The organism is Micromonospora sp. NBC_00858, assembly GCF_045207365.1.
In the GTDB taxonomy this organism is placed as follows: domain Bacteria; phylum Actinomycetota; class Actinomycetes; order Mycobacteriales; family Micromonosporaceae; genus Micromonospora.
The window spans coordinates 7,645,728-7,659,351 of the sequence record NZ_CP108828.1 but is presented as its reverse complement, the minus strand read 5'-3'; the positions used below and the strand labels follow the sequence as shown (position 1 = coordinate 7,659,351).

Below are 13,624 nucleotides of genomic sequence, written 5' to 3'. Positions count from 1 at the left end.
GCTGCGCGTCGCCGCCGGTTCACCGGCTCGGCCGGCCGGTCGGGTCAGTCGGCGAGGTTGTGGAGGTCCAGCCGGCCCCGGGCGAACGCGTCCACCCGACCCCAGCGGCCCGGAATGTCCAGCACCTCGATCCGGCCCATCCCCACCGGCAGCCGTGGTTCGACCGCGAGGTGCCCCTCGTGCGGCTCCAAGCCGAGCATGGTGCGCAGCAGCAGCAGCGGCGTACCGGTCGACCAGGCCTGCGGGCTGCACGCCGTCGGATACTCCACCGGGAACTTGGTCAGCTCCCGCGGGTAGCCGCCGAACGCCTCCGGCAACCGGCCGTCGAAGTAGGTGGCGGCGTCCAGGATGCCGCTGGCGATGGCGGCGGCCTCCTCGGCGAAGCCGTACCGGCGCAGGCCCCAGGCGATGAAGGAGTTGTCGAACGGCCAGATCGTGCCGTTGTGGTAGCCGATCGGGTTGTACCGGACCTCCCCCTCGGCCAGCGTCCGCACCCCCCACCCGGTGAAGAGCCGCGGCCCCACCAGGTGCTGCGCGATCTTCTCGGCCCGCTCCGGATCGACGATCCCGCTCCACAGCAGGTGGCCGATGTTGGAGCTGAGGGTGTCGCACTGGCGGCCGTCCGGGTCCAGGGCCAGGGCGAAGTACTCGCCGTCGTCCACCCACCAGTCCCGGTTGAACCGCACCTTCAGCTCTGCCGCCTCCCGCTCCAACTGGTCGGCGAACTCCGGGTCACCCCAGAACAGCCGGGCCATCCGGGCCGCCCGGATCTTCGCGTCGTACGCGTACCCCTGCACCTCGCAGGTGGCCCGGGGGAACGGCGGCAGCGTGCCGTCCCGGTAGGAGATCGAGTCCCAGGAGTCCTTCCAGCACTGGTTCTCCAGGCCGGTGTCGGTGTTGCGCCGCTCGTACCAGATGTAGCCGTTGCCGACCAGGTCGGCGTAGTTGTCGATCCACCGCAGCGCCGCCCGGGACTCCTGCTCCAACTCCTTGACCAGCGCCACGTCACCGGTCCACCGCTCGTACTCGTCGAGCAGCACGACGAACAGCGGTGTGGCGTCCACCGAGCCGTAGTACGGCGAGTGCGGCTGCTCCTCGAACGCGGCGGTCTCGCCGTAGCGCATCTCGTGCAGGATCCGACCGGGGTCCTCGTCCCGGAAGTCGTCGAACCGGCTGCCCTGCAGGGAGGCCAGGACGCGCAGCGTGGTCTTCGACAGTTGCGGGGTGAACGGCAGCGTCTGCAGGCAGGTGAGAATGCTGTCCCGGCCGAACATCGTCATGAACCAGGGCAGGCCGGCGGCCGGCAGGGTGGCGCCGCCGAGCGACAGCGGCGAGAAGCGCAGCGCCGCCAGGTCGATCAGGCTGCGCTGGTACGTGCTGGATACCCGGCCGTGCTCACTGTTGACCTTGGGGGCGTCCGCGATCCACTTCTCCAGGTCGTGCTGGAGGGCGAGCCGTTCGTTGCCGTGCACCCGAAGTCCGAAGCGCAGGTCCCGGCCGCCGGGCCCGACCGCGTTGGTCTGGACGTCGATCGCCGCTTCCCACTGCTCATTGGGCTCCAGGTGGACGGTGTACACGAATCCCGTGCTGTCGTAGCGGGCCGCCACCGACGAGGAGATGACCGTCTCCCGTTTGAAGTTGCCCCGGCGGTAGCCCAACCGCAGCCGGTCCGCCTCGACCTCGGTGTAGATCTCGCCCTTCTTGTTCAGGATCTCGTCCTTGACCTGGAACAGGTCGGCGAAGTCCGACGCCGCGTCCATTCGGATTTCCAGGTCCACCGGCTTCTCGTCGTGGTTGAGGATGGTGAGCTGCTCGCGGAAGCTCCCGCCGACCGCACGCTCCCGGATGATCGACAACTTGGCGTCGATGTAGTGCGTGGCCATCCCCGGCACCAGGAAGAAGCGCGACTCGAAGTACTGGAGGTCGTCGAAGGAGAGCGAGTTGAGCCGCTCGCCGTTCACGGTCAGCACCCAGGTGGACAGAAACCGGGTGTCGATGGAGAACAGCCCGGTCGGCTCGCTCGGCGTCGCCTCGATGTCACCGGTGTCCTCGCAGACCACGAACGTGTTGCCGTCGAGGATCCGGACCGTGTTGCTCTGGCCCATCAGTGCACCTCCCCCGCGAAGCGCCGGCGCGGCCCGCGGGCGTCCGGGGAACCCGGGAAGACCCGCTCCACCTGCACCACCAGCCGGGCGTCACCCAGCACCGTCATGTCCCCCCGGAACAGTGCGGCCAGTCCGTGCTCGCGGCCCGCGGCGATGTCCTCGAAGAGCGCCGGGCTGGTCCCGAGGACCGTGTCGGCCTCCCGGTCCTCCTGGCTCACGTCCACCCGGCCGTGGTCGATCCGCAGCAGCCAGTGCCTGGTCTGCGCCCCCTCCTGCAGGTCGATGCGCAGTGTCCCGGATGCCTTCGCCAGCAGGGGTTCGTACCCCCGCCGGTCCAGGTCCTCGAAGAACCTCGTGGTCGCGTCCACCATCGGGTCCACTCCTCCCCAGTTGGCCGGGCCGGGATCCCACCCGGCGTGCTCGCGTCGCACGCGCGGCCGGCTTCGCACGTCCCCGCACGGGTCCCCGCCGGTCCTCCGGTCAACCTCGCCCGGATCGGGTGAGCCGCCGGGCGGTGTCGGACGGGCCGGGTAGCGTGCCGGGCACCGGGGTGGGCGCGACGGGACGTCCGGGACGGAGGGGCAGATGACGGTGCAGACGCCAGAGGTCGACCGCCGGCAGGTGCTCGCCTACCGGGTCGGGGCCCAGCAGCTCGACCGCTCCGGCGGCCGGCGTCCGGGCGACCTGGCGGTGCTGGCCCTCGGCGTGCAGGACACGCCCTACGGCTCGGCCCGGCAGGCGCTGGCGGCGCGCGGCGCAACCGAGCCGGACGACCGGCTGGAGCTGGTCTGGTCGATGCGGGGCGCCCCGCATCTGCACCGGCGTGCCGAGCTGCCGACGCTGGCCGCGGCCATCTGGCCGCTCAGTGACGCCGACGCCACCCGGCGGATCCCCGGGCAGATCGGCGCGGGCGCCCGGCTCGGGCTGGCCGCGTTCCGGGCCACCGCCGAGGCGTTCCAGGCGGTGGTCACCACCGAGTTGGAACGCGGCGTGGTCAGCCGGGCGGTCTCCGACCGGGTGCCCGCGGAGTTGACCTACGACTGCCGGACGTGCCAGGCGCGGCACATCTCCGGGGCGGTGTTCCAGCAGGTCGGGCTCGCCGGCGGGGTGCGCCTGGTGGTCGTTGGGCGGGCCGCCCGGCTCGCCCCGCTGCCCGACTGGCCCGGCCCACCCGCCGAGGCGGCGCACACGGCCGAGCTGATCACGACCTACCTGCGGCTGCTCGGCCCGGCCACCCCCGCCGACGCGGCCGGCTTCCTGGGCTCCACCGCGACGGAGCTGCGCCGGGTCTGGCCGGCGGGCCTGGCCGAGGTACGGGTCGACGGCCGGGCCGCCTGGCTGCCGGCCGACGCGCTCGACGCGTTGACCGGCGCTCCCGCGTCACGGCTGGTGCGGCTGCTGCCGCCGGGCGACCCCTTCCTCGCCGGCCGCGACCGTGACCTGCTGGTGCCGGAGCGGGAGCACCAGCAGCAGCTGTGGCGGGCGATCGGCAATCCCGGTGCTCTGCTGGTGGACGGCGAGGTGGTCGGCACCTGGCGGGCGCGGCAGGCCGGAAAGGGGCGGCTGGAGCTGACGGTCAGCCCGTGGTCGGCGTTGTCGGCCCGGGTCCGACGGGAGGTCGACGCCGAGGCCGCGACGGTGGCCGCCGCTCGCGCCGCCACCGACGTGCGGGTCCAGGTCGAGTCGACCTGACGGCCCGGAACGGCGCAGCGCCGGCCCTCCCGTGCGGGGAGAGCCGGCGCGCCCGCAGCGGACGGTCAGTTGTTCGGATCGTCGGCGCTGATGTCTGCCAGCACCGACTGTGGTTCGCGCTCGACCGCGAGGTCGCCCATCGAGACCAGGCCGACCAGGCGCCCGTCGTCGATCACCGGCAGCCGGCGTACGGCGTAGGTGCGCATCAGGTCCGCGGCGGCCACCGCGTCGTCGTACTGGCTCACGGTCACCACATCTCGGGTGGTGACCTGGTTCAACCGGGTCGAGCCCGGGTCCATGTTCTCGGCGACACCCCGGACCGTGATGTCCCGGTCCGTGACGATGCCGACCACACTGTCGCCGTCGGTCACCACCACATCACCAATCGCGCTGTCGCGCATCTCCTGCGCGGCTGCGATGAGCGTGTCGTTGCCGTCCATCGTCACCAACCGGGTCGTCATGAACTCTCCGACCGTTGTCATGGTGCTCCCCTCTCGGTGTCGGCACGGCCCGTCTACCCGCCGCCCGGGGCGGGGTAACGCGGGGTGGCCGGCCGACCGTAGGACGACGGGCGAGCGTCAGCCTCGGGGCGGCGCGCCGTAGATCCGCTCCACGGGCAGGCGCAGCACCAGCCGCCGCTCGGCGACCATGGCTTCGCGGTATTCGTCCCAGTCCGGGTGTTCGCCGCGCAGCGACCGGTAGACCGCCACCAACTCCTCGACGGTCTCGTCGCCGGGCTCGCTGGCCGGGGCGGTCAGCTCGGCGTGCCCCTCGACCACCGCGTACGCCCAGCCGTCCTCGCTGCCGACGTGGAAGCTGGCCCGCGGGTCCCGGCGGAGATTGGCGGTCTTGGCGCGGCCGTCGGTGACCGAGACCCGGATCAGCCCCGCCTCCCGGTCGAACGAATAGACCACTGTGGACAACTGTGGCCGCCCGTCCCGCTTGAGCGTCGCCAGCACGCCCATCGAGCGGCCGGCGATCAGGTCGGTCAACGCCTGCTGGGTGCGGTCGTCCGGCACGGCTTCCTCCAGGTGGCACGGTCAGCTTCGTCCATCCAAGCACGACCGGCTGCCCGCCGCGCCCGATGGCCGACCGGCGACATCCCCTGGAACGAGCCGAGGCCCCCGCCGGTTGCCGACGGGGGCCTCGGGTGACGGCGACGGTCAGCGACGCTCGGCGGCGACCAGCTCGGCGATCTGCACCGCGTTGAGCGCGGCGCCCTTGCGCAGGTTGTCGTTGGAGCAGAACAGGGCCAGCCCGTACTCGACGGTCTCGTCCGCGCGGATCCGCCCCACGTAGCTCGGGTCCTGCCCGGCCGCCTGCAACGGCGTCGGGACGTCGGTCAGCGCCACCCCCGGCGCGTCGGCGAGCAGTTCGTGGGCACGCTGTGGGGTGAGCGGCCGGGCGAACCGGGCGTTGATCTGGAGCGAGTGGCCGGTGAAGACCGGCACCCGGACGCAGGTGCCGGAGACCTTCAGGTCGGGGATCTCCAGGATCTTGCGGCTCTCGTTGCGCAGCTTCTGCTCCTCGTCGGTCTCGAACGAGCCGTCGTCGACGATCGAGCCGGCCAGCGGGAGCACGTTGAAGGCGATCGGTTCGGCGAACGAGCGCGGCGCAGGGAACTCCACGGCCGATCCGTCGAAGGCGAGCGCGGCGGCGTGCTCGGCGACCTTGCGGACCTGCTCGTCCAGCTCGGCGACGCCGGCCAGCCCGGCGCCGGAGACCGCCTGGTACGTCGAGACGACCAGGCCGACCAGGCCGGCCTCGGCGTGCAGTGGACGCAGCACCGGCATCGCGGCCATCGTGGTGCAGTTGGGGTTGGCGATGATGCCCTTGGGGCGCTCGGTGACGGCGTGCGGGTTGACCTCTGCGACCACCAGCGGCACCAGCGGGTCCATCCGGAACGCCGAGGAGTTGTCGATCACCACGGCACCGGCCTCGGCGACTCTGGGGGCCAACTCCCGGGCCGTCCCCTTACCGGCCGAGAAGAGCACGATGTCCAGACCGGAGTAGTCCGCGGTCGCGGCGTCCTCGACGGTCACCTCGCCGTCGCGCCAGGGCAGCGTCCGCCCGGCAGACCGCGCCGAGGCGAACAACCGCACCTGCTCCGCCGGGAACTCCCGTTGCGCCAGCACCTGCCGCATCACGCCACCGACCTGGCCAGTGGCCCCCACAATGCCGATCCTCATGCCCGCGAGGCTACCCAGCCCGCCCCCACAACCGGGAGCCCTTTCCCACCCCCCGGGTCCCGCATCACACTGCAACCCCAACCCGACCCCCGGACCCCCGGACCCCCGGCCCTCCCCCGCCCGCTCCGGTGATCATGGGGTTGGCGGGGTGTTCGGTGATCGAACTCCCCGTCAACCCCATGATCAACGCGGAATCAGGGGTGGGTGATCAGTTCGCCGAGGTTGGCGGCGGTTAGCTCGTCGCGGATGATGGCGGCGTCGCCCTCGACGACCAGGGTCAGCGCGTCCGGGTGCAGGTGGGTGGCCGCCGCCGCGGAGACCTGGTCCACGTCGGCGGCGAGCAGCGCCTCGCGCAGCCGTGCGTGGTAGTCGTCCGGCAGGTCGTGGACCACCAGCGTGGTCAGCGCGGAGGCGATCGCCCGAGGGCTCTGCAACTCGACCGAGAGCTGACCGGCCCGCCAGGAACGGGCCACCGCCAGCTCGTCCTCGGTCACCCCGGCGACCTGGGTACGGGTGATCTCGCCGACCGCCTCGACCAGGGCCGGCGTGGTCACTGCGGTCTGCACGCCGGAGCTGACCGCGAACCGGCCGAACCGCCGCGACGAGGCGAAGTCGCCCCGAATGCCGTACGTGTAGCCGCGCACCTCGCGGATCAGGTGGTTGAGCCGGGAGGTGAACGCCCCGCCGAGCACCGTGCCGGCGAGCGTCATCGGCACGTGGTCGGGGTGCGCCCGGTACGGCGACGGGTGGCCGAGCCGCAGCGTGGACTGCACCGAGCCGGGGCGGTCCACCAGGATGATCCGCCGACCGCTGTGCATCGGCACGTCGATCGGGCCGCCCCGGTCGGCCGCGCCCCCACCGGTGCCGGCGAACGCCGCGGCGGCCAGCGCGTCCAGGTCGATCCGGTCCAGGTCACCAGCGACGATCAGGGTGCCCGGCCGCAGGAACCACTCGGAGTGGAAGACCGTCACGTCCTCCACGTCCAGCCCGGCCACCGACTCCGGGTCGCCGTACATCGGGCGTCCCCAGCGGTTCTCCGCGCCGAACAGGTCCGCGCGCAGCGCGGCGTCGGCGCGCGGGCCGGGGTTGGCCCAGTCCATCCGCAGCGCGGTCGCCTCGTCGTCACGGACCCGGCTGACATCGGCCGGGTCCAGGCGGGGCGTCCGGACGGCCTCGGCGAGCAGCTGCACCGCGGCGGTCAGCCGGTCCACCGGCACCTGGACGCTGACCTGGAACGAGTCCCAGTCCAGCCCGGTCACCAGCTCGGTGCCGAGCGCCTCGATGGCCAGCGCGAACGCGGTGGCGTCCCGCTGCGCGGTGCCCTCCTCCAGCGCCTTGGCCAGCACCCCGCCCAGCCCTTCCTTGCCGGTCGGTTCTCGGCCGGCGCCGGCGTCGAGCAGCAGCAGCGCGACGGCGAGGTTCTGCCCGGGCAGGTGCGCGGCGACCACCTGACCGCCGGCCACGGCGCGGCGGACCACCGGCGGGAACCGGTACGGGCGAGCGGCACCCGGGCCGGGACGGACGGCGATCAGCGTCATGGAGTCTCCTCGGGCAGGTAGGTCAGGGTCACCCGGTTGGCGGCGTCCAGCACTTCGGCGGCGGCCTCGGCGATCTGCTCGGCGGTCACCGCGAGCCAGCTGGGCAGCCGGTCGGCGGCCCGGGCCGGGTCACCGAACTGGGTGGCGTACCGGCCGAGCGTGTCGGCGCGGCCGTCCACCGTCGACATCTGCCGCCACCACGCGGTGCTCAGCAACGCCTTGGCCCGGTCCAGCTCGGCGGTGGTGACCGGCACGGTGGCCAGTTCGTCGACGACCTCGGCCAGCCCTTCGGCCAGCCGCTCGGCGCTCACACCGGGGCGGGCGGTGGCGGTGGCGATCAGCGGCGCCGGGGCGTGCGCGAGGTCCACGCCGTACGCCCCGACCAGGTCCGGCTGGGCGATCCGCTCACCGTCGGCGAGCCGCTGGTAGAGGCGGCTGCCCCGGCCGCTGCCGAGCACGGTGGCGAGCACCGTGAGCACGTCGTACCCCGGGCTGCCGAACGGGTAGCCGCGGTGCGCCACGTACACCCGGGGGGCCGGCACGTCGGTGGTCACCGTCTCGGCGGCGGGTCGCCCGGTCGCCGGGACGCTCCGGCCGTCCGGGGCCGGCGGGATGTCGTCGCGGGCGGGCAGCGCGCCGAAGTACTTGCCGGCCAGCGCGAACACCTCGGCGGCCGCGGCGTCGCCGACCACGGTGAGCACCGCGTTGTTGGGCGCGTAGTACGTCTCGTGGAACGCCTGGAAGGTGGCGAGGTCGGCGGCGTTCAGGTCGGCCATCGAGCCGATCGTCGAGTGGTGGTACGGGTGCCCCGGCGGGTAGAGCAGCGGCAACAGCCGCAGCCACGCGTCACCGTACGGGACGTTCTCGTAGCGCTGCCGGCGCTCGTTCTTTACCACGTCGCGCTGGTTGTCCAGGGTTTCCTGGGTGAGCGCGGGGACCAGGCCGCCCATCCGGTCGGCCTCCAACCAGAGCGCCAGCTCCAGGTGCTCGGCCGGGACCGTCTCGAAGTAGTTGGTCCGGTCCGGGTTGGTGGTGGCGTTGAGCGAGCCGCCCGAGCCCTGGATCAGCTTCATGTGCTCGGTCTTCGCCACGTTCACCGAGCCCTCGAACATCAGGTGCTCGAAGAGGTGGGCGAAGCCGGTCTGCCCTTCCGGCTCGTGCCGGGAGCCGACGTCGTACCAGAGGTTGACGGCCACGGCCGGCGCGGTGCGGTCCTCGCTCACCACCACGCGCAGGCCGTTATCCAGTCGGGACGTCTCGATGGGCCAGGGGTAACCGCTGTCGGGCATGGCACGACGCTATCCGATCTCGCGGGCGGAAAGGTGACGCGAGGTGGGTCGGCGAGCCGACCGCGCCACCGCGGCTCGGCGCGGACGCGCCGCGCCTGGTGCTCGCGGTCGCGTCCGCCTGGGCCGTGGCGGCCGATCAGTCCGGCGGCTCGACGGCGACCACCGTCTGATCCGAGGTGCGGTGCTCCAGCACCGTGTCCGGGGCCGCGTTCTGGTCCGCCTCGCGAATATCCGACTCGGTGAGGATGGCCTCCGCCTGCGCCTCCGCGTCGTCGCTGCCAACCGCCGCCTCCTCGGGTAGGAGGTGCGCCCGGGACTCGACCCGGTCCTGATCGCTCTGCTCGTCTGTCATGGCACCCCTGTTACCCCCGCCTCGGCCCTGCCACGCGGTGATCGTCCAGCCTTCTGGGACGACCCGCTCAGCTTCACGGCCCGGTCGGGTACGCTGGGCCCGTGACGCGTTCGTATCGATGGTTTAGGCAGCCGGCTCGCACGCCGGTGACTTCACCATGATCTGACGTCACCACGGACCGAGCCGGCTGGGCAGGAGCTATCGTTCCTGCCCTTTTGCGTACGAGCAGCCGGCTCGTCCCGGGCACCGGCCCCGGGCACGGTCGGCGGAAGGATTCCCACCGTGACGACCCCGGAGACCGATCGGGTCAGCGATCAGCGGATCGACCGTGTCGTGCCGCTGACCACGCCTGCACTGCTGCACCACGAGCTGCCCCTGGACGCCCCGCTCGCCTCGGCCGTGCTGACCGGCCGACGCGCGGTGGGTCGCGTGCTGGACCGCGAGGACGACCGCCTGCTGGTGGTGGTCGGCCCCTGCTCGGTGCACGACCCGGTTGCCGCCCTCGACTACGCCCAGCGGCTGCGCGTCGCCGCCGACCGGGTCGCCGACGACCTGCTGATCGTCATGCGGGTCTACTTCGAGAAGCCACGGTCCACGGTGGGCTGGAAAGGCCTGATCAACGACCCGGGGCTGGACGGCAGCGGGGACGTCAACACCGGCCTGCGGCGGGCACGGGCACTGCTGCTCGACGTGCTGCGCCTCGGCCTGCCGGTGGGCTGCGAGTTCCTCGACCCGATCACCCCGCAGTACATCGCGGACACGGTGGCCTGGGGCGCGATCGGAGCGCGCACGGTGGAGAGCCAGGTGCACCGGCAGCTCGCCTCCGGCCTCTCCATGCCGATCGGCATGAAGAACCGCCCGGACGGCAGCATCGGCACCGCCGTGGACGCGATCCGCGCCGCCGGAGTCCCGCACGTCTTCCCCGGCATCGACTTCTCCGGCACCCCGGCGATCATGCACACCCGGGGTAACACGGACGGGCACCTGGTGCTGCGCGGCGGGGGTGGCCGGCCCAACTACGACGCGGAGTCGGTGGCCGGCGCGCTCGACCTGCTCCGCGCCGCCGGCCTGCCGGAGCGGCTGGTGATCGACGCCAGCCACGCCAACAGCGGCAAGGACCACCGCAACCAGCCGCTGGTCGCCGCCGATGTGGCCGCCCAACTGGCCGCCGGCCAGCGAGGGATCACCGGCGTGATGCTGGAGTCGTTCCTGCTGCCCGGCCGCCAGGACCTCGACCCGACCCGGGAGCTGGAGTACGGCCGCTCGGTCACCGACGCCTGCCTCGGCTGGGACGACACCGCCGAGGTGCTCGATCACCTGGCCACCGCCGTCCGGGCCCGGCGGGCCACCCTGCCGACCCCGGCCTGACCTGCCGGTCGCTGTGACGGCGACCACAGGAAAGGGCGGAACAGCGGTGGGGGTCCGCTCGTTGACTGGGGTGTCGGTGTGTCCAGTGTCCCCGGGCCTCACCTAAATAGCCTTCGCGGAATACCGTCCGGCTGGAGCCGCGTAGTGCCACTCGCCGAGAGGCGACCTGCACACCGACACCAGCGCCGCCCCCGGCCCACCGGCCGGGGGCGGCGCTGTCGTATGCCCGCCACGGCCAAGCGCGGGGCCACCCGGCGCGACGTTTGACCGATTACGGCCCGGGTAGCTGATCGGCGTGACCGACGACGCATCCGTGGCCGGCGAGCCGGACACCCAGGCCCTCGACGACCTGCTCGACGACATCTACCGGGGTCAGGAGCGGGTCACCCAGGCGGAGATCTACCGCCGGGCGGTGGCCGCCGAGCTCCCGCCGGACCTGCTGGCCCGGATCGACTCGCTGCCCGAGGGCGAGTACGCGGTGGACGAGGTCAGCGACCTGCTGGGCGGCTCCGTCGGGTGAGCGCGCCCGCCACCTCGCACCCCGACCCCGAGCGCGCCGACGACCTCTGGAGGGACACCGACATGACGCACCACGAGGACCACGACGAGAAGGTGGCGGCGCTGGCCCAACCGCCGAAGGGCAGGGACACCACGCCCGAACCGGACTTCGCCAACGAACATGACAAGACGGCGGTGGACCGGGACATCATCACCGGGGCCGACGAGGACGAACGGGAGCCGGAGTCGCCGCACGGCTGGTCCGGCATGCAGCGCTGACGCGCACGACAGCGGGGGCCGGCAACCGCCGGCCCCCGCTGCGCTCGTCACGGATCAGTCGTCGTCGTGCCCGCCCTCGGCGGCCTGCTGCGCCGTCGCGTACGCCATCTGGAGGAAGTCGGACGCGGCGACCGCGGTCAGCGCGGTGGCCACCAACCGGGTCAGCCGGGGCGCGAGCACCAGGCCCCCGGTCAGCCCGGTGGCGACCCAGACCGCCAGGCAGAACGGGCAGCTCAGCAGCTCCCCGATGGCGTGCCGGGTCGAGCTGCCCGAGTCGCGGACCTGCTCCATCACCTCGCCGCTGCCGATCGGACCGTCGTACCGGGTGAACGGCGCCCGCAGCGGGCTGGTCACCGCGTCCTTGGACAGCAGCCGGCTGAGCTTGTGCGTGGCGATGGAGAGCAGCACCACGTCGGCCGGGGCGGGACGCTCGGGCACCGGCCGCCCGGTCGCCTTCACCAGGCCGGCGAGCGCCCCGGTGACCCCGGCATAGGTGCCCATCGCCACCAGGTAGCCGCCGAGCGGGCGGTGCTCGTGCGGCGCGTACGCCCGGCGCAGTCGCGCCGCCTTCTGTCGCAGGCCAGTGGGGGTCACCCGGTCTCCTCGCGTGTCGTGGTGGTGCGGGCTTGGCCGTCCCGCGCGGCTGGTCGGGGATCGCAGGCCCGCTGCCGGGGCGCCGGCCGGGTTCGGGCCGGCGGAGGTCTCAGCCGGCCTGGAGGTTGTCGGCGACCTCGCGGATCAGGTTGCTCAGCGCCTCGTCGGCCAGCTGGTCCGGCTCCGGCCCGCCCGACCTGTCAACCAGGTCGAGCTGGATCCGGGCGCCGCCGGAGTCCGCCGGCTCCACCCGGATCTCGGCGGACCAGTCGGCGTCGTCGCCGTCGCCCCAGCGGGCCCGCAGTTCCTCCCCACTGATCTCCGCTGCGGGGCTGCCGTCGCCGCGCAGCGGCTCCGGCAACCACGCCGACGCGCGGGCGGGGTCGGTGGCCGTGTTGAAGACCACCTCGGGTGGCGCGGACATGCCGCGCACCGCACGCGCCGGCATCACACGCCCCGCAGGCGGCTCGGGTCGATCTCCCGGCCTGGGTGGCGGGCCAGGTACTCGGTTTCGAGCTCCGCCGTACGCCGCAGGTGGTTGGCGAGCGCGGAGTCCGCCGCGTGTCGGAGGGTGTCCAGCCGGGTGCGGTGCAGGCTGTGCATCTCGCGGATCAGATCCTCGTCGGTCAGCTCCGTCGGGTCGACGCCGAGCAGGTCGCCGTCGGGATCCGGGCCGTCGCCCGTCGGGTCGGCGAGGTGGTCACCGCCCCACTCGGGCACCCGCTGCTCCGGGCTTATATCCCTGTTACCGCTGGACGGAAAGCCGTCCTCGCGTACCGATCCGGTCATCATCGCCCCCCTGGTCTCGTTTGGGCTGGCGTCTAGACGGATGCCCACACCGGGTAATGCCAAACCATCCCCCGCCGTGCGACAACTACGACACGGTGTCGGAGAGCGGCAGCGTGCCCGGTACCCTCGATGCCATGAGGTGGCTCTGGACCCCGGCGTGGATCGCGCGTCACGTGGCCATGGTCGTGCTGGTCGTGGGCTTCCTCGGGCTGGGCTGGTGGCAGATCAGCCGGGCCACCGCCGGCAACAGCATCAGCTGGGGGTACGCGGTCGAGTGGCCGATCTTCGCCGGCTTCGTGGTCTACGTCTGGTGGCGCGAGGTGCGGCTGGCCCACCGGGCCGCCGCAGCGGCCGACGCGCCGCCGGTTGACCCGGCCGCCGAACCTGAGCCGACCGTCACCGCCGGGTCCCGACCGGCGGTACGCCGACCGGTGCGGGTGTCCCGGGTGCCGGCCGGCGGCGAGGCCGTCGACGACTCGGACCTGGCCGCCTACAACCACTACCTGTCATGGTTGAACGCCAACCCGGGCGCTCGACCCGGTGACTATCCCGGCTGAGCCGGGCTCGGAAGGACGGACGAAGGTGGGCGCAGCCCTTACCCGGTACCGCGTGATCGCCTGGATCGTGGGCGTGGCACTGATCCTGCTGGTCGTGATCGGCATGCCGCTGAAGTACGCGTTCGACAATCCGGTCGTGGTCGAGACGGTGGGGCAGGCGCACGGCTTCCTCTACATGGTCTACCTGCTGGCCGCGTTCGACCTGAGCCGTCGGGCCGAGTGGCCGCTGAAGCGGATGCTTCTGGTGATGCTGGCCGGCACCGTGCCGTTCGTCTCGTTCTACGCCGAGCGCCGGGTCAGCGGCTGGCTCGACCGCCCGGCAGAGCGCACCCCGGAGCCGGCACTGAAGTCGGGCTAACTGCGTCCACCCTGAC

At 72.8% G+C, this 13,624-nt stretch carries 17 protein-coding genes; 6 read left to right on the top strand and 11 right to left on the bottom strand.

The window, feature by feature from the left end:
* Window positions 1-44: 44 nt before the first annotated feature.
* The gene (locus OG990_RS35660; RefSeq protein ID WP_328419653.1) at window positions 45-2,105 is read right to left on the bottom strand and encodes a glycogen debranching N-terminal domain-containing protein; all 2,061 of its coding nucleotides are present in this window, start codon (window positions 2,103-2,105) and stop codon (window positions 45-47) included.
* The gene (locus tag OG990_RS35655) at window positions 2,105-2,476 is read right to left on the bottom strand and encodes an SCP2 sterol-binding domain-containing protein (RefSeq protein ID WP_355609452.1); all 372 of its coding nucleotides are present in this window, start codon (window positions 2,474-2,476) and stop codon (window positions 2,105-2,107) included. The genes OG990_RS35660 and OG990_RS35655 overlap by 1 nt, the downstream gene beginning before the upstream one ends.
* A 214-nt stretch (window positions 2,477-2,690) precedes the next feature.
* Here OG990_RS35655 and OG990_RS35650 point away from each other — a divergent pair, with 214 nt between their 5' ends.
* Window positions 2,691-3,797 (top strand): DNA glycosylase AlkZ-like family protein, encoded by a 1,107-nt coding sequence (locus OG990_RS35650; RefSeq protein WP_406078484.1) that lies wholly within the window; start codon window positions 2,691-2,693, stop codon window positions 3,795-3,797.
* A gap of 65 nt (window positions 3,798-3,862) precedes the next feature.
* Here the strand turns inward: OG990_RS35650 and OG990_RS35645 are convergent, their stop codons facing one another.
* The 6 genes from OG990_RS35645 to OG990_RS35620 form a co-directional block, all read right to left on the bottom strand.
* The gene (locus tag OG990_RS35645; protein WP_328419657.1) at window positions 3,863-4,279 is read right to left on the bottom strand and encodes a CBS domain-containing protein; all 417 of its coding nucleotides are present in this window, start codon (window positions 4,277-4,279) and stop codon (window positions 3,863-3,865) included.
* 96 nt (window positions 4,280-4,375) lie between these two features.
* Complete coding sequence (locus OG990_RS35640) at window positions 4,376-4,816, bottom strand: PPOX class F420-dependent oxidoreductase (RefSeq protein ID WP_328419659.1); 441 nt, start codon at window positions 4,814-4,816, stop codon at window positions 4,376-4,378.
* Between the two features lie 144 nt (window positions 4,817-4,960).
* Entirely contained in the window at window positions 4,961-5,986 is a 1,026-nt protein-coding gene (locus OG990_RS35635; RefSeq protein WP_406078483.1) for an aspartate-semialdehyde dehydrogenase, read from the bottom strand.
* Between the two features lie 194 nt (window positions 5,987-6,180).
* Window positions 6,181-7,524, bottom strand: a complete 1,344-nt coding sequence (locus tag OG990_RS35630; protein WP_406078482.1) for a M16 family metallopeptidase — start codon at window positions 7,522-7,524, stop codon at window positions 6,181-6,183.
* The gene (locus tag OG990_RS35625) at window positions 7,521-8,813 is read right to left on the bottom strand and encodes a M16 family metallopeptidase (protein ID WP_406078481.1); all 1,293 of its coding nucleotides are present in this window, start codon (window positions 8,811-8,813) and stop codon (window positions 7,521-7,523) included. The genes OG990_RS35630 and OG990_RS35625 overlap by 4 nt, the downstream gene beginning before the upstream one ends.
* Window positions 8,814-8,949: 136 nt before the next feature.
* Window positions 8,950-9,165 carry a hypothetical protein gene (locus OG990_RS35620; RefSeq protein ID WP_386987021.1) on the bottom strand — a complete coding sequence of 72 codons (216 nt, stop codon included), beginning with the start codon at window positions 9,163-9,165 and terminating at the stop codon, window positions 8,950-8,952.
* Window positions 9,166-9,438: 273 nt separating this feature from the next.
* Between OG990_RS35620 and OG990_RS35615 the strand changes: the two genes are divergently transcribed.
* From OG990_RS35615 to OG990_RS35605, 3 genes are all read left to right on the top strand, one after another.
* Window positions 9,439-10,533, top strand: coding sequence for a 3-deoxy-7-phosphoheptulonate synthase (locus OG990_RS35615; RefSeq protein ID WP_328426049.1), 1,095 nt, complete (start codon window positions 9,439-9,441; stop codon window positions 10,531-10,533).
* Window positions 10,534-10,819: 286 nt separating this feature from the next.
* On the top strand, window positions 10,820-11,053 hold the full coding sequence (locus tag OG990_RS35610) for a hypothetical protein (RefSeq protein ID WP_386988444.1): 234 nt from the start codon (window positions 10,820-10,822) through the stop codon (window positions 11,051-11,053).
* Window positions 11,054-11,115: 62 nt separating this feature from the next.
* Window positions 11,116-11,310 (top strand): hypothetical protein, encoded by a 195-nt coding sequence (locus OG990_RS35605; RefSeq protein WP_328426051.1) that lies wholly within the window; start codon window positions 11,116-11,118, stop codon window positions 11,308-11,310.
* Window positions 11,311-11,364: 54 nt separating this feature from the next.
* Here OG990_RS35605 and OG990_RS35600 read toward each other — a convergent pair whose 3' ends face one another.
* The 3 genes from OG990_RS35600 to OG990_RS35590 all read right to left on the bottom strand — a co-directional run bounded on the left by OG990_RS35600 (window position 11,365) and on the right by OG990_RS35590 (window position 12,696).
* The gene (locus OG990_RS35600) at window positions 11,365-11,904 is read right to left on the bottom strand and encodes a DUF1360 domain-containing protein (RefSeq protein WP_406078480.1); all 540 of its coding nucleotides are present in this window, start codon (window positions 11,902-11,904) and stop codon (window positions 11,365-11,367) included.
* 109 nt (window positions 11,905-12,013) lie between these two features.
* Window positions 12,014-12,352 (bottom strand): SRPBCC family protein, encoded by a 339-nt coding sequence (locus OG990_RS35595; protein WP_355609301.1) that lies wholly within the window; start codon window positions 12,350-12,352, stop codon window positions 12,014-12,016.
* The gene (locus OG990_RS35590; protein WP_406078479.1) at window positions 12,352-12,696 is read right to left on the bottom strand and encodes a DUF6158 family protein; all 345 of its coding nucleotides are present in this window, start codon (window positions 12,694-12,696) and stop codon (window positions 12,352-12,354) included. The genes OG990_RS35595 and OG990_RS35590 overlap by 1 nt, the downstream gene beginning before the upstream one ends.
* 131 nt (window positions 12,697-12,827) lie before the next feature.
* On the opposite strand from OG990_RS35590, the gene OG990_RS35585 reads away from it, so the two are divergent.
* Together OG990_RS35585 and OG990_RS35580 are read left to right on the top strand one after the other, a co-directional pair.
* A complete protein-coding gene (locus OG990_RS35585) occupies window positions 12,828-13,250 on the top strand; it encodes a hypothetical protein (protein WP_328419677.1) in 423 nt (140 codons plus the stop codon).
* Window positions 13,251-13,275: 25 nt separating this feature from the next.
* A complete protein-coding gene (locus OG990_RS35580) occupies window positions 13,276-13,608 on the top strand; it encodes a DUF3817 domain-containing protein (RefSeq protein ID WP_406078478.1) in 333 nt (110 codons plus the stop codon).
* The last annotated feature ends 16 nt before the right edge of the window (window positions 13,609-13,624 follow it).

What these genes read in the sequence shown, in the direction of transcription:
- OG990_RS35590 (WP_406078479.1), bottom strand. Translation starts at nt 12,696, where the DNA reads ATGATGACCGGATCGGTACGCGAGGACGGCTTTCCGTCCAGCGGTAAC.
- OG990_RS35650 (WP_406078484.1), top strand. Translation starts at nt 2,691, where the DNA reads ATGACGGTGCAGACGCCAGAGGTCGACCGCCGGCAGGTGCTCGCCTAC.
- OG990_RS35595 (WP_355609301.1), bottom strand. Translation starts at nt 12,352, where the DNA reads ATGCCGGCGCGTGCGGTGCGCGGCATGTCCGCGCCACCCGAGGTGGTC.
- OG990_RS35620 (WP_386987021.1), bottom strand. Translation starts at nt 9,165, where the DNA reads ATGACAGACGAGCAGAGCGATCAGGACCGGGTCGAGTCCCGGGCGCAC.
- OG990_RS35645 (WP_328419657.1), bottom strand. Translation starts at nt 4,279, where the DNA reads ATGACAACGGTCGGAGAGTTCATGACGACCCGGTTGGTGACGATGGAC.
- OG990_RS35625 (WP_406078481.1), bottom strand. Translation starts at nt 8,813, where the DNA reads ATGCCCGACAGCGGTTACCCCTGGCCCATCGAGACGTCCCGACTGGAT.
- OG990_RS35655 (WP_355609452.1), bottom strand. Translation starts at nt 2,476, where the DNA reads ATGGTGGACGCGACCACGAGGTTCTTCGAGGACCTGGACCGGCGGGGG.
- OG990_RS35635 (WP_406078483.1), bottom strand. Translation starts at nt 5,986, where the DNA reads ATGAGGATCGGCATTGTGGGGGCCACTGGCCAGGTCGGTGGCGTGATG.
- OG990_RS35605 (WP_328426051.1), top strand. Translation starts at nt 11,116, where the DNA reads ATGACGCACCACGAGGACCACGACGAGAAGGTGGCGGCGCTGGCCCAA.
- OG990_RS35660 (WP_328419653.1), bottom strand. Translation starts at nt 2,105, where the DNA reads ATGGGCCAGAGCAACACGGTCCGGATCCTCGACGGCAACACGTTCGTG.
- OG990_RS35585 (WP_328419677.1), top strand. Translation starts at nt 12,828, where the DNA reads ATGAGGTGGCTCTGGACCCCGGCGTGGATCGCGCGTCACGTGGCCATG.
- OG990_RS35630 (WP_406078482.1), bottom strand. Translation starts at nt 7,524, where the DNA reads ATGACGCTGATCGCCGTCCGTCCCGGCCCGGGTGCCGCTCGCCCGTAC.